Genomic DNA, 20,554 nt, shown 5'->3' with positions numbered 1-20,554 from the left:
GTCTCGCGGCACACTTTGACGATGTACTTCGCCGGCGTCGACCTCGCCTGGGCGGGCCGTAACCCGACCGGTGTCGCCGTCGTCGACTCCGGTGGTGATCTGGTGAGCGTGGGCGCGGCCCGCGACGACGACGAGATCCTGGCCGCGTTGCAGCCCTACGTGCGGGGGGATTGCCTGGTCGCCTTCGACGCGCCGCTGGTGGTGAACAACCCCACGGGTCAGCGTCCCGCCGAGACCGCGCTCAACCGCGACTTCCGCAGGTTCGAGGCCGGCACCCACCCCTGCAACACCGGGAAACCCGAATTCGCCGACGGCCCGCGCGGCGCGCGCCTGGCCGCGGCGCTGGGCCTCGATCCGGATCCACGCTCGGCGGCGCCGCGTCGGGCCATCGAGGTCTACCCGCATGCGGCGACGGTCGCGCTGTTCCGGTTGGAGCGGACCCTGAAGTACAAGGCCAAGCCGGGCCGTAGCGTCGACCGGCTCAAATCCGAGCTGTTGTTGCTGATGGACGGGCTCGAACGACTCGCGCAGGCCCCGATACCCCTGCGCGTCGCCGGCCACGAAGGCTGGCTCGCGCTGCGGGCGGCCGTCGCGGGCGCGCAACGCAAAAGCGAACTGCGCCGTGCCGAGGATCCGGTCGATGCCGTCGTCTGTGCCTACGTGGCGCTGTACGCGCAGCGCTGCCCGGGCCTTGTGACGATCTACGGCGACGTCGACACCGGGTGCATTGTGACGCCGTCGCTGCCGGATCAGATCTGCACGGGGCGCTGATCGATGGGGGCGAGCACCTCGATGAGATCGACCACCGCCCCCTGCGCCGCCGCGCGCGGATCCCGGCCCTCCACCAAGGCCGACACCACCGACCCGTCGACCGCGCAGATCAGCGTGCACACCAGTTCGATGTGCACCGAGCGGCCGGAACGCTCGATGGCCTCCGCGACGGCCTCCGCGCGCTGACGCAAGCTGCGTCGCATGGTTTCTTGCAACGCGGGCAGGCGGGTGCACGCGATGTGTCGCTCATAGCGCGAGATCAGCTGCTCGGTGAGTCCCGGGCCGGACACGTCCCCGACGAGCAGGTCCGCCAGCACCTCGGCAATGGTCTCCGGTCCGCGCCGCCGCCGGGACAACGCGGTGACCCGCGACCGAAGCTGTGCCACCTCGATCATCGCGATGTGCTCGACCGCGCGGGCGATCAGATCGTCGAGGGAGGAGAAGTAATAGGTGGTGGACGCCAACGGCAATCCGGCCCGACTGGCGACCGCCCGGTGGCGCACCGCTTCGAACCCGCCCTCGGCGAGCAGCTCGGCGGCGGCGCTGATGAGCGCGTACCGTCGACGTTCTCCTTTCGGAGTAACCGCTGCAGTCACGAGTAGCCATCGTGCCAGTCAAAGTGGTACTGCATTGCCATTTCGGCCAAACGGCCCGCCGATCGAACATGGCATGATGGCCCGCATGCCCGACTTGAGCCGCCGCGCCGTGCTCGGCCTCGGCGCCGGCGCGGCCCTCGGCGCCGCCGGCGCTTACGGGCTCGACATTCTGTTACAGCCTCGGACATCTCACGCCGCGCCGACATCCGCGGCGGGCACCCAGGTGCCTTTGGCGCCGCCACCGAGCGCACCTCGCGATCCGGCTCCCCCGGCGGCGGCCGCGCCCACCATGGTGACCGGTTCCTTCGTCTCCGCCGCGCGTGGCGGGGTGAACACGAATTGGGCCATCGCACGTCCGCCGGGCCAGACGAAGCCGCTGCGACCCGTGATCGCGCTGCACGGCAAGGGCAGCGACGCGTCCACCGTGATGGCCGGCGGGGTCGAACACGGTCTGGCACAGGCCGTCGACGCCGGACTGCCGCCGTTCGCGGTGGTCGCGGTCGACGGCGGCGGCAGCTATTGGCACAAGCGAGCTTCCGGCGAAGACAGCGGGGCGATGGTGCTCGACGAGCTCATCCCCATGCTGGGCAACCAGAATCTGGACACCTCACGAGTGGCGTTTTTGGGCTGGTCGATGGGCGGCTACGGCGCGTTGCTGCTCGGCGGCCGGCTGGGGGCCGGACGCACCGCCGCGATCTGCGCGGTGAGCCCCGCGCTGTGGATGTCGTCGGGCGCGGCAGCACCGGGAGCTTTCGACGGTCCGGACGACTTCGCCGCCAACTCGGTGTTCGGGATGCCGGCGCTGGCGTCGATCCCCATCCGGATCGACTGCGGCGACAGCGACCCGTTTTACAGCGCGACAAAGCAGTTCATTGCGCAACTGCCTCATCCGCCGGCGGGCGGTTTCTCCCCGGGCGGGCACGACGGAGCATTCTGGAGCTCGCAGTTGCCGGCCGAGCTGACCTGGATGGCACCGCTGCTGACGGCGTGATCTTCGGCCGCGAGCGTAACGCCACGGCGAAGAATCGCGTTGGAAATCGCCGTGGCGTTACGCTCGCGGAGATGAGCGCACCGTTCGACTGGAACCTCCCCTACGCCTGGCCCCGCAAGCCCATCCTGGCGGAAAACGTTGTGTGCACATCGCAACCGCTCGCCGCCCAAGCGGGCCTGCGGATGCTCGCCGAGGGTGGCAGCGCGGTCGACGCGGCGATCGCCACGGCCATCACGCTGACGATCGTGGAGCCGGTTTCCAACGGCATCGGCTCGGACGCCTTTGCCATCGTGTGGGACGGCAAGCAATTGCACGGTCTGAACGCATCGGGCCGCTCCCCGGCGGGGTGGACCCCGGAATACTTTGGCGGAGAACCCGTTCCCCTCTTCGGTTGGAATTCGGTGACCGTGCCGGGCGCGGTGTCGGCATGGACCGAACTGCATGCCAAGTTCGGTAAGCTGCCGTTTGAGCGGCTCTTCGAATCCGCGATCTCCTACGGCCGCAACGGCTTTCTGGTTTCGCCCACGGTGGCCGAGCAGTGGGCGGCCCAGGTGCCGCTGTTCGAGAGGCAGCCGGGTTTCGGCGAGGCGTTTCTGCCCGGCGGGCGGGCGCCGAAACCCGGTGAGCGGTTCAGCCTGCCCGATCATGCGGCCACGCTCGAGGCGATCGCCGCCACCAACGGCGAGGCGTTTTACCGCGGGGAACTGGCCGCCAAACTCGAGGCGCACGCGTCGGCCAACGGCGGTGTCATGCGGGCCAGTGACCTCGCGGCTCACCGTTCGGAATGGGTGGGCACGGTCGACGGCGGCTACCGCGGCTACACCGTGCACGAGATTCCGCCCAACGGTCAGGGGATCGTCGCGCTGATCGCCCTGGGAATCCTGGAGCACTTCGACATGGCGTCGTTGCCGCCCGATTCCGCCGACAGCGTGCACATGCAGATCGAGGCGGTGAAGCTGGCGTTCGCCGACGCTCAGGCGTACGTCGCCGACATCGAGCACATGCCGCTGAAGCCGGAACGCCTGCTGGACAAGGAGTACCTGGCGCAGCGTGCCGCACTGATCGACCGGGCACGGGCGAAGCCCGCGTCCGCGGGCGCCCCGACGGGCGGGACCGTCTATCTGACCGCGGCCGACGCCGCAGGGGTGATGGTGTCGATGATCCAGTCGAATTACATGGGATTCGGTTCCGGCGTGGTGGTGCCTGGCACCGGCATCTCGCTGCAAAACCGTGGGGCGAATTTCGCTGCGAGCCAAGGCCATCCGAACGTGGTGGGCCCGAACAAGCGCCCATTCCACACCATCATTCCGGCCTTCGTGACCAAGGACGGGGCCCCGGTCATGAGCTTCGGGGTGATGGGCGGAATGATGCAGCCGCAGGGACATGTGCAGGTGATGGTCCGCATCGCCGACCACGGACAGAATCCGCAGGCGGCGTGTGACGGTCCGCGGTTCCGGTGGGTCGAGGGGATGCAGGTCAGCTGCGAAACAGGTTTCCCGGCTGCAACGCTCGACGAGTTGCGCCAGCGCGGACACGACCTGGTTGCCGTCGACGACTACAACCAATTCGGCAGCTGCCAGGCGATCTGGCGACTCGATGGTGGCTACCTTGCGGCCAGCGATCCGCGCCGCGACGGGCAAGCGGCTGCGTTCTAGTCGCTTTCTAGACGCGGATCTGGCCTTCGGCAGCCGATTGGGCGATGTCGCTGCGGAAATGGCTGCCAGGCAGGCGAATCGAACGAAGCACGTCATACGCTTTGGTCCGCGCGGCCGCGAGGTCGGCGCCGGTTCCCACCACCGACAGCACGCGACCACCCGAGGAGACGATTTCGCCGTCGTCGCGCCGCGAGGTTCCGGCGTGCAGCACACCGTCGGCCTCCGAGCCGACGATGACGTCGCCCACCCGAGGACGGCCGGGATAGTTCTCCGCCGCCAGCACCACCGTCACCGCGGCACCGTCGTGCCAGCGCAGCTCGCCGAATTCCGCCAACGTGCCGCTGCCCGCCGCGTACAGGAGCTGCCCGAGCGGTGATTCCAGCAGCGCCAGCACCGCCTGCGTCTCGGGATCGCCGAAGCGGCAGTTGAATTCGACCACGGCCGGCCCGCTTGCGGTGATCGCGAGCCCGGCGTACAGCAATCCGCTGAACGGGCAGTCACGCGCAACCATCTCGGCCGCAACGGGTTCGACGATGTTGCTGACAATGTCGCGATAGACCTCGTCGGGAAGCCACGGGACCGGCGCGTAGGCGCCCATGCCGCCGGTGTTGGGTCCGTTGTCGCCGTCGCCGACGCGCTTGAAGTCCTGAGCCGGCAGCAGCGGCACCACGGTCTCGCCGTCGACGACGCAGAACAGTGACACCTCGGGGCCATCCAGGTACGACTCCAGCAGCACCGGGTGGCCGGCCTCGAGCAGTCCCGCGGCGTGCGCTCGCGCCGCACCGCGATCCGCGGTCACCACGACACCCTTGCCGGCGGCCAGGCGGTCGTCCTTCACCACCCAGGCGGCATCCCCGACAGGCGGACCGAAGCGATCCAGCGCTGCGTCCAAAAGTGCGGGGCTGTCGACGATTTCAGTGGTCGCGGTGCGCACACCGGCCGCGGCCATGACCTCTTTCGCGAACGCCTTGGAGCCTTCGATGCGGGCGGCGTCCTTGCCGGGACCGAAGCAGACGATGCCGGCGGAACGCAGCGCGTCGGCCACCCCGATGCCGGCGGAACGCAGCGCGTCGGCCACCCCGAGGACCAGCGGCACCTCGGGACCGATGACCACCAGGTCGGCGCGGACCTCGCGCGCCAGGGCGACGACATCCGCCGCCGCGGTGACATCGACGTCGTGCTGCTCGGCCAACCGGGCGGTGCCGGCGTTGCCGGGGGCGATCGCCAGCCCCGTGACCTGCGGGTCTTTGCGAAGCGCCAGCAGCAACGCATGCTCACGGGCACCGGAACCAATCACCAGGACGCGCACGACAGGTCAGACTAGCCGGGCGCAGGAGCGACTCCTACAAGGCCTGGTAGATGAGTCGCGTGTACTTGCGGGTGCGCTCGGTTCCCGCCGAGGTGACCTGTCCCATCTTGTTCATCACATAGGCGAAGGTGGCACGGCGGTCGGGATTCATGACCACCATCGACCCGCCCCAGCCGCCCCAATAGCAGACCTTCCCGTCGGGCATGTCCGGCACCGCTTCGGGGTGGGGCAGCGCGAACCCCAGGCCCCACCGCGCCGGCATGGCCAGGACCAGGTCGGTCCCGTTGGCATGTTCTTGAAAGATCAGGTCGATGGTGTCCGGGTTCAGTAGCCGCGTTCCATTGACGCTGCCACCCAACGAGATTGGCGAAAGGGCGCGGACCAACGACCGAGCGTTGCCGTGACCATTGGCCGAGCCGATGTCCGCGCGGCGCCACGCCGTGGTCTCGGCCGCCAGCGCGGATTCCGGAGTGGGCGGCACGGCGGCGAATGTCTTGTACATCGGATGGTCATGGGGCACCGCGTCGAGTGGAACATCCAGCGGTGGTGGCGGGACCAGCTCCGCGATGCGGGCGTCGTCTTCGGGCACCGCTCCAATCTGAAAGTCGGAACCCAACGGTTCGGCGATCTCGTCACGCACGAAGTTTTTCAGTGTCTTTCCGGTGATCCGCCGCACGATCTCGCCAATCAGGTGGCCACTGGTCACGGCGTGATAGCCGGACGCGGTGCCGGGTTGCCACCACGGGGCTTGGGCGGCCAGTCGCGACGTGGATTTCTGCCAGTCGTAGACGTCCTCGAGGCGAAACGGCATCTCCCAGCCGGACACTCCGGAGGTGTGGCTGAGGACGTGCCGCACTTCGACCTGCTCCTTGCCGTTGGCGGCGAACTCGGGCCAGTACTTCGCGACCGGGGCGAAGGGGTCGAGCAGCCCGCGGTCGATGAGTGTCAGCGCGGCCAGCGCGGTCACGTTCTTGGTGCTCGAAAAGACATTGACGATGGTGTCTTGCGACCATTCGCGGGTTTTCGCCCTGTCGGCGTGTCCGCCCCAGATGTCGACGACCAGTTCGCCGTCGATGTCGATGTCGATGGCTATGGCCGCGCCGAGCTCGCCGCCGGTGCTGACCTCGTCGGCCAGCCCGGCGACGAGGTCCTCGAAGCGACTGTCGTAGTGCCCGTGCAGGACACCCGTGGTGAAGTGGGCGTCGATGAGAGTTCGGCTTGCCATTGGTACCTCCTTGAGTCCGGTGGACCCACTATGGGGCGGATCGCGGTGAACAACATTCGCCAACCGGCCTAGATCCGGGGCACGGCGCCGAAGCCGCGTTCTAGGCCATTGCGCTGATGTTTGCTGCCTGCGATTGCCGCATGCTGGCTAACATGACTGAGACCACCGATCGACGTGCGGAAACGCCGCCGCTGGAACCTCTGAAGTGGAGTGATTTGGGCGTAAGCGAGCTCCCGACTGGAACGGTGACGTTGCTGCTGGCCGACGTCGAGGGGTCGACGCGGCTATGGCAGACCCAGCCCGAAGAAATGGGTGCCGCGGTGGCGCGCCTGGACCGCACGCTATCGGATCTGGTGGCCCAGCACGGCGGGGTGCGCCCCGTGGAGCAGGGCGAGGGCGACAGCTTCGTCGTGGCGTTCGCCCGTGCCAGCGACGCCGCAGCGTTCGCGCTGCGGCTTCAGCTCGCGCCGCTTGCCCCGATCAGCCTGCGGATCGGTTTGCACACTGGCGAAGTGCAATTGCGCGACGAAGCAAACTACGTGGGGCCCACCATCAACCGCACCGCACGGCTGCGCGACCTCGCCCACGGGGGCCAGACGGTCCTGTCGGCCACGACGAGTGACCTGCTGGCCGACGGTCTTCCCGCCGACGCGTGGCTGCTCGATCTGGGCACCCACCAGTTGCGGGACTTGCCCCGCCCAGAACGGGTGACCCAGCTGTGCCATCCGGAGGTGCGCAACGACTTCCCACCACTGCGCGCATCGAAAAGCACTGGAAAGCAGCATCTTCCGGTGCAGCTCACGAGCTTCGTCGGCCGCGACGCCGAAATCAAGACCGTGCGCGAAATCGTCGCGGGCAACCGATTGGTGACGCTGACCGGCGCGGGCGGTGTGGGCAAGACGCGCCTAGCGGTGCAGATCGCGGACCGGATGGATAGCGATTTCGCGGACGGCGTGTGGTACGTCGATCTGGCAGCGATCACCGACCGCGCCGTCGTACCGGTCGCCGTGACGCGGGCGCTGGGACTGCCCGACCAAGTGGGGCGTTCGACGATCGACACCCTGACCCACGTGATCGCCGGGCGACACATCCTCATCGTCTTGGACAACTGTGAGCACCTGATCGAGGCATGTTCCTCGCTGACCGTTGCGTTGCTGGGGGCGTGCCCGGCGGTGAATATTCTCGCCACGAGCCGTGAACCGCTCCGGGTGCCGGGCGAAGTCGCCTGGGGGGTGCCGTCCTTGTCGCTGACGGACGAGGCGATCGCATTGTTCACTGATCGCGCGCGCCAGGTACGTCCTGATTTCGTTGTGTCTGAGCATAACTCGGCCGCGGTGGCGGAGATCTGCGAGCGCCTGGACGGCATGCCCTTGGCGATCGAGCTGGCGGCCGCGCGAGTTCGCGCGCTGTCGCTGACGCAGATCCTCGACAGCCTGCACAACCGCTTCCGCCTGCTGACCGGCGGCGCACGCACGGCCGTTCGCCGCCAGCAGACGCTGCGGGCGTCGGTCGACTGGTCGCACGCGCTGTTGACCGAACCGGAACGGGTCCTGTTCCGCCGGGCGGGGGTGTTCCACGGCGGGTTCGACCTCGATGCGGCACAAGCGGTTTGCGGTGACAGCGATGTCGAGAGCTATCAGATTCTCGACCAGCTCACGCTGCTCATCGACAAATCGCTCATAGCGGCAGAGGACGGCGACCTCGGAACCCGATACCGAATGCTGGAGACGGTCCGCCAGTACGCGCTCGAAAAGCTCAGCGAGTCCGGCGAAGCCGACGCCGTCCGCGGGCGCCACCGCGACCACTACTCCGCAATGGCCGCCATGCTCGACGAGCCCGGCTGGTCGGGCCATCAGCACCGCGTGGAGCAAGCCGAAACCGAGATAGACAACCTGCGCGCCGCGTTCGCCTGGTGCCGGGAAAACGGCGAAACCGTAACCGCAATACAGCTCGCGTCGGCGTTGCAGCCGTTGTGGTTAACCCGCGGCCGCGTGCGTGAAGGACGTGCCTGGTTCGACGCAGCGCTGGCCGGCGGCAAGCCGCACCTGAGTGGAGTACCGGTCACGGTTCGCGCGCGGGCCCTGGCGGACAGTGCCGCCCTCGACGCCGCACAGAACATCCACGACCGCGTGGACACGGCCCTAGAGGCGCTGACCATCGCCCGTGAACTCAATGACCCCGCCTTACTGGTTCGCGCGCTCCTCGCGTGCGGCCTCCTCACCGCCTACGACGCAGAGGCCGCCAAGACTTACCTCGATGAGGCGCTGGGACTGGCTCGCGAGCTGGGTGACGACTGGAGCCTGAGCCAGATTCTCGCTTTTCAGGCGTTCGCAGCAGTCACCGGGAAGGGTGACGCCATAGCGGCTCGTGCGGCCGGTGAAGAGGGCCGCGCAATCGCCGATGCGGTCGGTGACGGGTACACCTCCCGGATGTGCCGCTGGTGCGTGGCCTTGGCGCAATGGTGGGGCGGCGATATCACCGGTGCGATTGCGGAATTCCGTGATTTGGTGGCCGAATCGGACGCGGCACACGACGAAACGTGGAAGATGTCCAGCCTCGTCTCCCTGGGGCATATGCGGTCCTACGCCGGCCAAACGAGCGATGCGTGCGCGGCCGCAAGCGCGCGTGGAAGCTGCCGCGGACCTCGGCGAGTTCAACCAAGGATTTGGCTATGCGGCGTTGGCTGTCGCGAATCTCGCCGCGGGCGACGTGGAAGCGGCAGCCAGCGCCAGCGAGACCGCCTGGCGGCTGCTGAGCGTCCAGCCCGAACTGGCAATCGTGAACGTAATCCCGCTCGCGGAGGTTGCGCTGGCGCGGGGAGATCTGACCGCGGCCCGCCGTTGGGCCGATGCCGCCGTGTCGGTGGCTCCGGGCCTGCACCAAATGCAGGCGCTGGCCGCACGCGCGCGCGTTGGGATCGCGCAGGGGGATTCACATCAGGCTGAACGCGATGCCCACGACGCGCTCACGCGCGCTAAGAGGCTCGAGGGTCAACGGATCGTTCCCGACGTGCTCGAGTGTCTCGCGATAATCGCGGTACGGGTCGGCGCCAACCAACATGCCGCCCGTCTTTTCGGAGCTGCGACCGAATCTCGCCGCCGCACCGGCCAGGTCCGCTTCAAGATCTATGACGCCGACTATGCCGCGTCGGTGGCGGCACTGCGGGAGGTCATGGGCGAGGGCGAATTCCATGACGCATGGACCGAGGGTGAGTCGCTGTCAATCGACGAAGCGATCGCTTATGCACAGCGCGGTCGCGGCGAACGTAAGCGGCCGGCAACGGGCTGGGATTCACTGACACCCGCCGAACTCAACGTAGTGAGGCTGGTCAGCGAGGGGCTCTCGAACAAAGACATCGCCGCGCGCCTCTTTCTTTCGGCGCGCACCGTGCAAGCACATCTCGGCCACGTCTACTCCAAACTGGCTATCAGCTCGAGAGTGCAGCTCGCCCAAGAGGCTTCACGCCACGCTTAATCGCCCTTATTGCCCGAGTGCATCTTCAGCGCACCCTCGACGTTCGCCTTCTTGTCTTCTCCGGCGCCCTTTGCCGCGGCCTTCTTGCGCTTGGCCACGACGGCGTCCACCGCGCCGTTGAGGGCCGAACCCAAGGGGAAGCCCAGGTAATGGGTGAGGAAGACGGCCATCTCCTTCAGTTCGGTCTCGGAAAGTTCACCGTTGAGGAGCGCGGCGTTGATCTGGATCTCGGCCAGGTCGCGATTGCCGATCGCGGTCACGGCCGTCAGTGTCATGATGCGCTTGTCGCGCATCGACAATCCCGGACGGGTCCAGATGCTGCCGAACAGGTGATCGACTGTCAGGTCGAAGTACGCGTCGCCTTCGATGTTGGGCATCTCCCAGCCGTAGACCTCGTTCATCTTCGCGAGACCCTTGCTGCGCAGCTCGTCCATTACGCCTCTTTCTCCGTGTGTGGCACCCCGAGGCCCGCGGCCAACCGCTCGTAGGCCAACTGCGCGAGCGGCAGATCGACCGACACCGACTCGCCCAGAGCCAGCGCCAGGCTCAGATCCTTCTCCCCCAGCCCCCGGGTGTGCAAGAACGGTTGGTACAGGAAGTTGTCCGGCTCAAGGTCTTTCATGTCCTCACGCACCATGATCGCGCCCGGGCCACCGGTGAGCGCGTCGGTGTGCCGCACCACCCGGCCCAACGCCTGCAGATCCAGCCCGGCCGCCTCGGCGAGCTTCATGGCCTCGCACGCCGCGGCATAGGAGGTGAACGTCAACATGTTGCGGGCCAGCTTCATTCGCGTCCCCGCACCCGGCTCGCCCGCGTGGATGACCATCGCCGCCCAGTGTTTGAACGCCGGCTTGATCTTCTCGTAGACCTCGCGCTCGGCGCCCACCATCGTGGCGAGTTCGCCTTTGGCCGCCGCGGCGGCCCCGCCGCTCACGGGCGCGTCGACGATGTGGATGTCTTGCGGTTTGAGTTCGGCCGCGAGTTCGACGGCAGTGGTGTCACTGATGGTCGAGTGGATCGCGATGACTGTCCCGGGCTTGGCGTGCGCCGCCAACTCGCCAACCACCTTGCGCACCTGAGCGTCGTTGAGGACGGTGATGTGGATGATGTCGGCGGCGACGGCAATGTCGGCCACGCTGTCGGCCAGGCCGGCGCCCTTTTCGGCCAACGGCGTCATCGCCTCGGTCCGAATGTCGAAAACCGTTACCCCGCCTGGCCATTCGGTCATCTTTGTGGCCATCGGAGCGCCCATATTGCCCAGCCCGATGTAGCCGAGCTTGAGCGCTTCAGTCATGCGCCACTCCTCCTCATCGCTTCGCTCTGCATCGTCGCCGGCGGCTATGACCGGATTATCTGTCCACCGTCGACATTGAAAATCTGCCCGGTGATCCACGACGCCTCGTCGGACAGCAGGAACAGGCACATGCCGACCAGGTCCGCGGGTGTCCCCATGCGCGACAGCGGCAGACCCTTGACGATGTCGGCGACCATCTCTTGGGGGGTGGTGGTCCGGTTCGCCTCGGTGTCGATGGGGCCCGGCGCGATCGCGTTGATCCGGATCTTCTGGCCGCCGAGCTCGCGGGACAGTTGCTGCGTCAGGCCGTTGAGGCCAACCTTGGCCAGGCCGTAGTAGTTCGAGTACAGCCAGGCGGCGGTGGATGATTGGTTGACGATCGCCCCGCCGCCGCGCTTGGCCATCTTCTTGTACACCGCGCGCGTGCACCACAACGCCCCGTCGAGGTTCACGCTCATGAACTTCTTGTAGTACTCGGGGTCGATGGTGAGCAAGAAGTCCAACTTCATGCCCCCGAAGATCGCGGCGTTGTTGACCAGGTAGTCGATGCCGCCGAATTCGGCCAGCGTGCGGTCGGCCATCGCCTTGGCCGACGCCGGGTCGGACACGTCGACCGGAATGCTGATCGCGGTTCCGCCGTCGGCCACGATCTGCTTGGCGACCGACTCGGCCGCCTCGGCGTTGATGTCGGCGACCACCACCGCGGCGCCCTCACGGGCCAGCGCCTCGGCATAGGCCTGCCCGATGCCGCCCCCGGACCCGGTGACGATGCCGACCTTGTTCTCGAATCGCATGCTTGCAAGCTCCTTTAGTTAATCGCTGTCGCAATAGTTTTGGTTTCCAGGTACTCCTCGAAACCGGCAAGGCCCATCTCGCGTCCGTTTCCGGACTGCTTGTAACCGCCGAAGGGCGCATCGGCCGAGTACCACACGCCACCGTTGACGTTGATCGTGCCCGCGCGGACCCGGGCGGCGACCCGCGCGGCCCTGTCCGGGTCAGCGCCAAACACGGTGCCCGACAGTCCGTACGGTGAGTCGTTGGCAATGCGGACCGCGTCGTCGTCGCCGTCGTGTGGAATCACCGTCAGGACCGGCCCGAAGATCTCCTCGCGCGCGCAGCGGGCGTCGTTGCCCAGTCCCGCGATCACCGTGGGCTCGATGAAGAAGCCGACTTCGCGGTCGGCCGGCCGCCCGCCTCCGCAGGCGAACGTCCCGCCCTCGGCGATCGCCGAGTCGAGGTAGCCCTGTATGCGGTCCCGCTGGCGCGCCGAAATCACTGGGCCGCAGATGGTTCCGGGGTCGGTGGGGTCACCGGCCTTGATACCGCCCATCGTCGCGGCCGCGATCGAGACGGCCTCGTCGTACTTCGCCCGCGGCACCACCAGCCGGGTGGTGATCGCGCAGCCTTGGCCCGCGTGCATGCACACCGAGAACGCCGCCACGCCCACCGCGCCGCCGAGGTCGGCATCGTCGAGGACGATGAACGCCGACTTGCCGCCCAGCTCGAGGAAGACCTTCTTGATGGTCGCTGCGCCGTCGGCCATCACGCTACGCCCGGTCGCCGTCGACCCGGTGAACGAAACCATGTCCACCCGCGGGTCTTTCGACAGCAACGCTCCGACGCCGTGGTCGTCTGAGGTGACGATGTTGAGGACGCCGGGCGGAAAGTCGGTATGCGCGGCGATGAGTTCCCCCAGCACGGCGGCACACCAGGGGGTGTCGGGTGCGGGCTTGAGGACGACGGTGTTTCCGGCGGCCAGGGCCGGCCCGATCTTGGCGAGGTTGATCTGGTGAGGAAAGTTCCACGGGGTGATGGCGCCGACGACGCCTACGGCCTCACGCGCGATTGTGCGCCTGGTAGGGATGCCCATCGGTGACGCCTCGCCCAGATCCTGTTGGTATTCATAGGATTCGGCGGTGTCGGCGGCAAACGCCAGGTCGTTGACCGGGCCTTCGAGCTGAGCGATGCTGGTGAGCATTCGCGGCGCCCCGACTTCGGCGATGGTCAGATCCCGCAATTCTTCGAGGTGCTGCTGCATCGCCTCGCGCAGTTGCCGCACGCAACGCACCCGCAACTCGGTGTCGCGCGACCAGTCCGTCTCGTCGAAGGCGCGCCGCGCGGCATCGATCGCGCGGTCCATGTCGGCGGCGTCGGCGTTGGCGGCGACCCCGAGCACTTCCTCGGTCGCCGGATTGACCGTGGGAAACGTGCCGGCGCTGCCGGCCGACATCTTGCCGTCGATAAAGAGTTCGCTCACGCCGTCGGCCAACAAGGCCATGTCCCGCTCCTGTCTGTGCGCGGCCGCACCGGCACGCCAATCTAGTGGACAGTTGTCCGATATCGTCCGATCGAACCATAGTCTTCTGGTCAGCGGCGGTGCAAGAGCCGATCCCGGTAGACACGCGGAATCGCCATAAAATGGCTGATTAAGCACAATGTTGACGAATCGGACTTGCTTCGTGCCGACACCATCCACTAGCTTGGACATGTGTCCAGCGATGCCCTGGCGATCACCTCCGACGCCGACCGCCAGACCGGTCAGACGCCGCGCAATCGGCGTCAAGAGGAGACCTTCCGGAAAGTGCTGGCCGCCGGCATCGAAACGTTGCGTGAAAAGTCCTACGCCGATCTGACCGTGCGCGCGGTAGCGGCCCGCGCCAAGGTCGCACCGGCCACCGCCTACACCTACTTCTCCTCGAAGAATCACCTGATCGCCGAGGTCTACCTGGACCTGGTGCGGCAGGTTCCCTACTTCACCGACGTGAACGACCCGATGCCCACCAGGGTGGAACAGGTGCTGCGTCATCTGGCCCTGGTGGTCGCCGACGAACCCGAGGTCAGCGCCGCCTGCACGACGGCCTTGCTCAGCGGCGGAGCGGACCCCGCGGTGCGTGCCGCGCGCGACCGCATCGGCGTGGAGATCCACCGCCGGATCACATCCGCGATGGGCCCCAACGCCGATCCCACTACCGTTTCCGCGTTGGAGATGTCGTTTTTCGGTGCGCTGGTCCAAGGCGGCAGTGGCGAATTCAGCTACCGCGAGATCGCCGACCGGCTGGCCTACGTGGTCCGGCTGATCCTGACCGGCGCCGCAGACACAAGCCAAGAGACAGAGGCAGGAACCTAAGCGATGACCGTCCATGTTGGCGACCACGAGCTCGTCCTCGATCCCTACGATTACGACTTCCACGAGGATCCGTACCCGTACTACAAGCGTCTTCGCGACGACGCCCCGCTGTATCGCAATGAGGAACTGAAGTTCTGGGCGCTGTCGCGGCATCAGGATGTGCTGCAGGGATTCCGCAACAGCACGACGCTGTCCAACAAGTACGGCGTCTCGCTGGATCCGGCGTCGCGCGGCCCGCACGCCAGTAAGACGATGAGCTTTCTCGCGATGGACGATCCGGCCCACCTGCGTCTGCGCACGCTGGTCTCAAAGGGCTTCACCCCGCGCCGGATTCGCGAGCTCGAACCCCGGGTCACCGAGATCGCGACGCAGCACCTCGACACCATGCTGGCCAAGGCGAAGAACGGCACCGTCGACTATGTCGACGAGTTCGCCGGCAAGCTGCCCATGGACGTCATCTCCGAACTGATGGGTGTCCCCGTGCCGGATCGGGATCAGGTGCGGGCGTGGGCCGACGGGGTGATGCACCGCGACGAGGGCGTCACCGACGTGCCGCCCGAGGCCGTCGAGGCCTCCCTCAACCTCATCGTCTACTACCAACAGATGGTGGCCGAGCGGCGCGAGCAATTGACGGACGATCTGACGTCGGCGCTGCTGGAAGCCGAGATCGACGGCGACCGGCTCACCGACGACGAGGTGCTCGGCTTCATGTTCCTCATGGTGATCGCGGGAAACGAGACCACCACCAAACTGCTTGCCAACGCCGCCTTTTGGGGTCATAAGAACCCCGATCAGCTGACCCCGGTCTACGACGATCTGTCTCGAGTGCCGCTGTGGGTCGAGGAGACGTTGCGCTACGACACCTCCAGCCAGATCCTGGCCCGCACCGTGTCCGGCGAGCTCACCCTCTACGACACCACCATTCCCGACGGCGACGTTCTACTGCTGTTGCCCGGTTCGGGCCATCGTGACGAGCGGGTCTTCGACAACCCTGACGATTATGTGATCGGGCGCGAAATCGGGCCCAAGCTATTGAGTTTCGGTAGTGGCGCACACTTCTGCCTGGGCGCGCATCTGGCGCGGATGGAAGCCCGGGTGGCGCTCACCGAGTTGTTCAAGCGAATCCGCGGCTATGAAGTGGACGAGGCCAACGCCGTCCGCGTCCACTCCAGCAACGTCCGCGGATTCGCCCACCTACCAATGCGCGTGGAGGTCCGCTGAATGCCCCGCTTTGAGCCCCTGCCCGAACGCCGGCCCGCCATCGTGGCCGGTGCCTCCTCCGGTATCGGGGAGGCCACCGCCATCGAGCTCGCGGCGCACGGCTTCCCGGTCGCCCTGGGCGCACGCCGGGTGGAGAAGCTCGACGACATCGTCGGCAAGATCAACGCCGAGGGCGGTGAGGCGGTCGGGTTCCACCTGGACGTCACCGACCCGAATTCGGTGAAATCCTTTGTGGCACAGTCGGTCGAGGCGCTCGGTGATGTCGAGGTGCTGGTGGCCGGGGCGGGCGACACGTACTTCGGCAAACTCGCCGAGATCACCACCGACGAATTCGAGTCCCAGCTGCAGATCCACCTCGTCGGCGCCAACCGGCTGGCCGCCGCGGTGCTGCCCGGCATGCTGGAGCGGCAGCGGGGCGACCTGATCTTCGTCGGCTCCGACGTGGCCCTGCGCCAGCGCCCGCACATGGGCGCCTACGGTGCGGCCAAGGCCGCTCTGGTCGCGATGGTCACCAACTTCCAGATGGAGCTCGAGGGCACGGGCGTGCGGGCCTCGATCGTGCATCCCGGCCCGACGAAGACGTCGATGGGCTGGAGCCTGCCCGCCGAAAAGATCGGCCCCGCACTCGAAGACTGGGCCAAGTGGGGGCAGGCCCGCCACGACTACTTCCTGCGGGCCGCCGATCTCGCGCGGGCGATCACGTTCGTAGCGGAGACGCCGCGGGGCGGTTTCATCGCGAACATGGAACTTCAGCCCGAAGCCCCGTTGACCGACAACAAAGAACGCCAGAAGCTCGCACTCGGCGAAGAGGGGATGCCAGGACAATGACGACCACCGCGATCGTGCCCCGGGTTTCCGGCGGTGAAGAAGAGCACGGCCACCTCGAGGAATTCCGCACCGACCCAATCGGTTTGATGAAACGCGTCCGTGACGAGTGCGGCGACGTCGGCTGGTTCCAGCTGGCCGGAAAGCACGTCATCCTGTTGTCCGGCGCGGGCGCCAACGAGTTCTTCTTCCGCTCCGCCGACGAAGACCTGGATCAGGCCGAGGCCTACCCCTTCATGACGCCGATCTTCGGCAAGGGCGTGGTGTTCGACGCGAGCCCCGAGCGGCGCAAGGAGATGTTGCACAACTCGGCGCTGCGCGGCGAGCAGATGAAGGGTCACGCCAGCACCATCGAGGGCGAAGTCAAGAAGATGATCGCCGACTGGGGCGACGAGGGCGAGATCGAGCTGCTCGACTTCTTCGCCGAGCTGACGATCTACACCTCGACGGCCTGCCTGATCGGGCTGAAGTTCCGCGAGCAGCTCGACCACCGGTTCGCCGAGTACTACCACGAGCTGGAGCGCGGCACCGATCCGCTGTGCTACGTCGATCCGTACCTGCCGATCGAGAGTTTCCGGCGCCGCGACGAGGCCCGCGTCAAACTCGTTGCGCTGGTTCAGGAGATCATGGACCAGCGGCTGGCCAATCCGCCCAAGGACAAGGCCGACCGCGACATGCTCGACGTGCTGGTGTCGATCAGGGACGAGGACGGCAATCCGCGGTTCTCCGCGGACGAGGTCACCGGGATGTTCATCTCGCTGATGTTCGCCGGGCACCACACCAGCTCCGGGACCTCGGCGTGGACGTTGATCGAGTTGATCCGCCATCCCGAGGTGTACGCCGAGGTGCTGGCCGAGCTCGAGGAGCTCTACGCCGACGGCCAGGAGGTGAGTTTCCATGCGCTGCGCTCGATTCCGAAGCTGGACAACGTGGTCAAGGAGACCCTGCGGCTGCACCCGCCGCTGATCATCCTGATGCGGGTCGCCAAGGGCGAATTCGAGGTCGAGGGCTTCCCGATTCACAACGGCGACTACGTCGCGGCGTCCCCGGCGATCTCCAACCGGATTGCCGAGGACTTCCCCGACCCCGACGCGTTCAAGCCCGACCGCTACAACAAGCCCGAGCAGGCCGACATCGTCAACCGGTGGACCTGGATTCCGTTCGGCGCGGGACGCCACCGCTGCGTCGGCGCCGCGTTCGCCCAGATGCAGATCAAGGCGATCTTCTCGGTTCTCCTGCGCGAGTACGACTTCGAGATGGCGCAACCAGCGGACAGCTATCACAACGACCACTCGAAGATGGTTGTGCAGCTGGCCCGGCCGGCGAAGGTCCGCTACCGCAAGCGCAATGCGTAAGGAGTGAGGCCCATGGGCCGGGAAACACCGAGCGGATTCAGAATCGAAGCCGATCTGGATTTGTGTCAGGGCCACGCCATGTGCGAACTCGAGGCGCCCGACTACTTCCGGGTGCCCAAGCGGGGCAAGGTCGAGATCATCGACCCCGAACCGCCCGAAGACGCCCGCGACGAAGTCGAGCGCGCGGTCGATATGTGCCCAACGCAAGCACTGTTCATCAGAGAGAAAGAAGACTGAGATGGCGTCACACTCGCGCGAAGATCTCGAGGCATGGGTCGACCGCTGGCTGCAGGCCAACAAGGACTGCGAAAAGGCCGGTGACTGGCGGCCATTGGCGGACTTCTACACGAAAGACGCCACCTACGGCTGGAACATCGGCCCCAAGGAAGACGTGATGTGCGTGGGCGTCGACGAGATCCGTGACATCGCTTTGGGTTTGGAGATGGAAGGCCTGGAGAACTGGGTGTACGAGTACCAGAAGGTGCTCATCGACGAGAAGCAGGGCGAGATCGTCGGCTTCTGGAAACAGATCGTCAACAAGGCCGACGGCACCCAGGACGAGATCTACGGCATCGGCGGCAGCTGGTTCCGCCTCAACAGCGACCGGCTGATCGAGTGGCAGCGGGACTTCTTCGACTTCGGCCACGTCGCGTACATGTTCGGCAAGCTCATCGAGTCCGGGGACCTGAGCGACGGCATGCAGAAGCGCATCGAGCGCAGCCTCGCCGGCGAAAAGCTGCCGGGTTACTACCCGCTTGGCGAGGCACCGGTCCCCATCTGGTGACCGAACCACTGGCGGGGAGCCAACCAAGCATTTGATTTGTTGCACGCGCTATGCTGACGCGACAAGGGTGCCTGTGGCACCCGTCACCTAGCTGGCCGGCATGAAGGGGCCGGTCAGCGCTGATCAATTCAAAGGCGAAATGGGGTCAGGACCATCGTGAAGACAAAAGGCGCACTGATCTGGGAGTTCAACCAGCCCTGGTCCATCGAGGAAATCGAGATCGGCGACCCGCAAGCGCATGAGGTCAAGATCCAGATGGAAGCGGCGGGCATGTGCCACTCCGACCATCACCTGGTCACCGGGGGTATCCCGATGGCCGGTTTCCCGGTGCTGGGCGGTCACGAGGGCGCGGGCATCGTCACCGAGGTCGGCCCGGGTGTGGAAGACATCGCCCCCGGTGACCACGTGGTGCTGTCGTTCATCCCGTCCTGCGGGCAATGTCCGACCTGTCAGGCGGGCATGCGCAACCTGTGCGACCTGGGAGCCGGCCTGCTGGGCGGCGCCGCGGTGTCCGACGGGACCTTCCGCATCCAGGCGCGCGGCCAGAACGTCTTCCCCATGACGCTGCTGGGAACGTTCTCCCCCTACATGGTCGTACACCGCAGCTCGGTGGTGAAGATCGATGAGTCGGTCCCCTTCGAGGTCGCCGCGCTGGTCGGCTGCGGCGTCACCACCGGTTACGGTTCGTCGGTCCGCACCGCGGACATCCGGCCGGGCCAGGACGTCGCCATCGTCGGCGTCGGCGGGGTCGGCATGGCGGCGCTGCAGGGCGCGGTCAACGCCGGCGCGCGCTACATCTTCGCGATCGACCCGGTGGAGTGGAAGCGCGACCAGGCGCTGAAGTTCGGCGCCACCCACGTCTACCCCGACATCATGGCCGCGATGGCGGGCATGGCCGAGGTCACCTACGGCCTGATGGCCCACAAGGTCGTCGTCACCGTCGGTGAGCTGCAGGGCGCCGACGTCGACAACTACCTCAACATCACCCAAAAGGGCGGGACCTGCGTGCTGACCGCCATCGGCAGCCTGCTGGACACCAACGTCAACCTCAACCTGGCGATGCTGACACTGATGCAGAAGAACCTGCAGGGCACCATCTTCGGTGGCGGTAACCCGCAGTACGACATCCCGCAGCTGCTGTCGATGTACAAGGCCGGCAAGCTGAACCTGGACGACATGATCACCCGCCAATACCGTCTCGAACAGATCAACGACGGCTACCAGGACATGCTGGACGGCAAGAACATTCGCGGCGTCATCCGCTACACCGACGCCGACCGGTAAATCACCCGTCATCAGCCGCGTCTTTTAAGTGACCGGCTTTCCGCCACCGTCATGGCGCCGGGACGAACCGGCGCCATGACGGTGCGCGACCTCGTGCTCAACTCCGCGACGGACGAGTCGCCGTCGAGCTCCTTCCTTGCGCCCCAACGCAATCGGCGCACGAACGAACGGTGTGCGCACACCAGTGACAGGAGAAGAAATGACCGAAGCCGCAGCAGCTCAAGAATCCCAGGCATCGCCGGCCCTGGCCGCGTCGCAGTCCTCGTGGCGGTGCGTGCAGGCGCACGACCGGGCGGGTTGGCTGGCGCTGATGTCCGATGACGTCGTCATCGAGGACCCGATCGGCAAGTCCGTCACCAACCCCGACGGCACCGGTGTCCGCGGCAAGGAGGCGGTCGGCGCGTTCTTCGACACCAACATCGCGGCCAATCAGCTCTCCATCACCTGCGAGGAGACCTTCCCGTCGAGTTCGCCCGACGAGATCGCCCACATCTTGGTGCTCAACAGCAAGTTCGAGGGCGGCCTCACCAGCTCGGTGCGCGGGGTGTTCACCTATAAGGTCAACGACGCCGGGCTGATCACCAACATGCGTGGCTACTGGAACCTCGAGATGATGCAGTTCGGCAAGGAGGAGTGAGTGCCC

The 20,554-nt window shown here is 66.6% G+C and carries 18 protein-coding genes and 1 pseudogene; 12 read left to right on the top strand and 7 right to left on the bottom strand.

Features of this window, described 5'->3' with window-relative positions:
* The first annotated feature begins 21 nt into the window (after nt 1-21).
* On the top strand, nt 22-771 hold the full coding sequence (locus tag AC0KTM_RS28040) for a DUF429 domain-containing protein (protein WP_472417298.1): 750 nt from the start codon (nt 22-24) through the stop codon (nt 769-771).
* Here the strand turns inward: AC0KTM_RS28040 and AC0KTM_RS28035 are convergent.
* Nucleotides 750-1,367 (bottom strand): TetR/AcrR family transcriptional regulator, encoded by a 618-nt coding sequence (locus AC0KTM_RS28035; RefSeq protein ID WP_425326345.1) that lies wholly within the window; start codon nt 1,365-1,367, stop codon nt 750-752. The two genes, AC0KTM_RS28040 and AC0KTM_RS28035, sit on opposite strands and share 22 nt — an antisense overlap.
* Nucleotides 1,368-1,440: 73 nt before the next feature.
* On the opposite strand from AC0KTM_RS28035, the gene AC0KTM_RS28030 reads away from it, so the two are divergent.
* On the top strand, nt 1,441-2,358 hold the full coding sequence (locus tag AC0KTM_RS28030) for an alpha/beta hydrolase-fold protein (RefSeq protein ID WP_225327868.1): 918 nt from the start codon (nt 1,441-1,443) through the stop codon (nt 2,356-2,358).
* Nucleotides 2,359-2,429: 71 nt separating this feature from the next.
* Nucleotides 2,430-4,013 carry a gamma-glutamyltransferase family protein gene (locus tag AC0KTM_RS28025; protein WP_225327869.1) on the top strand — a complete coding sequence of 528 codons (1,584 nt, stop codon included), beginning with the start codon at nt 2,430-2,432 and terminating at the stop codon, nt 4,011-4,013.
* 7 nt (nt 4,014-4,020) lie between these two features.
* Here the strand turns inward: AC0KTM_RS28025 and purD are convergent, their stop codons facing one another.
* On the bottom strand, nt 4,021-5,322 hold the full coding sequence (purD, locus tag AC0KTM_RS28020; RefSeq protein WP_472417295.1) for a phosphoribosylamine--glycine ligase: 1,302 nt from the start codon (nt 5,320-5,322) through the stop codon (nt 4,021-4,023).
* 34 nt (nt 5,323-5,356) lie between these two features.
* Nucleotides 5,357-6,547, bottom strand: coding sequence for a serine hydrolase domain-containing protein (locus AC0KTM_RS28015; RefSeq protein WP_472417293.1), 1,191 nt, complete (start codon nt 6,545-6,547; stop codon nt 5,357-5,359).
* 140 nt (nt 6,548-6,687) lie between these two features.
* Here AC0KTM_RS28015 and AC0KTM_RS28010 point away from each other — a divergent pair.
* Nucleotides 6,688-10,021, top strand: a pseudogene (locus AC0KTM_RS28010) (helix-turn-helix transcriptional regulator).
* On the opposite strand, the gene AC0KTM_RS28005 reads toward AC0KTM_RS28010, so the two are convergent.
* Genes AC0KTM_RS28005 through AC0KTM_RS27990 form a run of 4 tightly spaced genes read right to left on the bottom strand, consistent with a single transcriptional unit; the run spans nt 10,018 to nt 13,593 of the window.
* Nucleotides 10,018-10,455: a carboxymuconolactone decarboxylase family protein gene (locus tag AC0KTM_RS28005; RefSeq protein ID WP_067166340.1), complete on the bottom strand. Its 438-nt coding sequence runs from the start codon at nt 10,453-10,455 to the stop codon at nt 10,018-10,020. The pseudogene AC0KTM_RS28010 and the gene AC0KTM_RS28005 overlap by 4 nt on opposite strands.
* Nucleotides 10,455-11,315 (bottom strand): NAD(P)-dependent oxidoreductase, encoded by an 861-nt coding sequence (locus AC0KTM_RS28000; RefSeq protein ID WP_238955722.1) that lies wholly within the window; start codon nt 11,313-11,315, stop codon nt 10,455-10,457. The genes AC0KTM_RS28005 and AC0KTM_RS28000 overlap by 1 nt, the downstream gene beginning before the upstream one ends.
* A gap of 44 nt (nt 11,316-11,359) precedes the next feature.
* Complete coding sequence (locus AC0KTM_RS27995) at nt 11,360-12,109, bottom strand: SDR family oxidoreductase (RefSeq protein ID WP_225327875.1); 750 nt, start codon at nt 12,107-12,109, stop codon at nt 11,360-11,362.
* Nucleotides 12,110-12,123: 14 nt separating this feature from the next.
* Nucleotides 12,124-13,593, bottom strand: a complete 1,470-nt coding sequence (locus tag AC0KTM_RS27990) for an aldehyde dehydrogenase (protein ID WP_238955721.1) — start codon at nt 13,591-13,593, stop codon at nt 12,124-12,126.
* 210 nt (nt 13,594-13,803) lie between these two features.
* Between AC0KTM_RS27990 and AC0KTM_RS27985 the strand changes: the two genes are divergently transcribed.
* The 8 genes from AC0KTM_RS27985 (at nt 13,804) to AC0KTM_RS27950 (ending at nt 20,548) form a co-directional block, all read left to right on the top strand.
* On the top strand, nt 13,804-14,442 hold the full coding sequence (locus AC0KTM_RS27985) for a TetR/AcrR family transcriptional regulator (protein ID WP_225327877.1): 639 nt from the start codon (nt 13,804-13,806) through the stop codon (nt 14,440-14,442).
* A 3-nt stretch (nt 14,443-14,445) separates the two neighbouring features.
* Nucleotides 14,446-15,663: a cytochrome P450 gene (locus AC0KTM_RS27980; RefSeq protein WP_225327878.1), complete on the top strand. Its 1,218-nt coding sequence runs from the start codon at nt 14,446-14,448 to the stop codon at nt 15,661-15,663.
* Nucleotides 15,664-16,491, top strand: coding sequence for an SDR family oxidoreductase (locus tag AC0KTM_RS27975; protein WP_225327879.1), 828 nt, complete (start codon nt 15,664-15,666; stop codon nt 16,489-16,491).
* A complete protein-coding gene (locus AC0KTM_RS27970; protein ID WP_238955720.1) occupies nt 16,488-17,843 on the top strand; it encodes a cytochrome P450 in 1,356 nt (451 codons plus the stop codon). The genes AC0KTM_RS27975 and AC0KTM_RS27970 overlap by 4 nt, the downstream gene beginning before the upstream one ends.
* Before the next feature lie 12 nt (nt 17,844-17,855).
* Nucleotides 17,856-18,080: a ferredoxin gene (locus AC0KTM_RS27965; protein WP_225327881.1), complete on the top strand. Its 225-nt coding sequence runs from the start codon at nt 17,856-17,858 to the stop codon at nt 18,078-18,080.
* A 1-nt stretch (nt 18,081) separates the two neighbouring features.
* Nucleotides 18,082-18,627: a nuclear transport factor 2 family protein gene (locus tag AC0KTM_RS27960; RefSeq protein ID WP_225327882.1), complete on the top strand. Its 546-nt coding sequence runs from the start codon at nt 18,082-18,084 to the stop codon at nt 18,625-18,627.
* A 156-nt stretch (nt 18,628-18,783) separates the two neighbouring features.
* Entirely contained in the window at nt 18,784-19,911 is a 1,128-nt protein-coding gene (locus AC0KTM_RS27955; protein ID WP_225327883.1) for an NDMA-dependent alcohol dehydrogenase, read from the top strand.
* Nucleotides 19,912-20,110: 199 nt separating this feature from the next.
* A complete protein-coding gene (locus tag AC0KTM_RS27950; RefSeq protein WP_009951973.1) occupies nt 20,111-20,548 on the top strand; it encodes a ketosteroid isomerase family protein in 438 nt (145 codons plus the stop codon).
* Nucleotides 20,549-20,554 lie beyond the last annotated feature (6 nt).

Source organism: Mycobacterium sp. NTMscope_Eco_3 (assembly GCF_976985685.1).
This window is presented reverse-complemented; position numbering and strand designations above follow the sequence as displayed.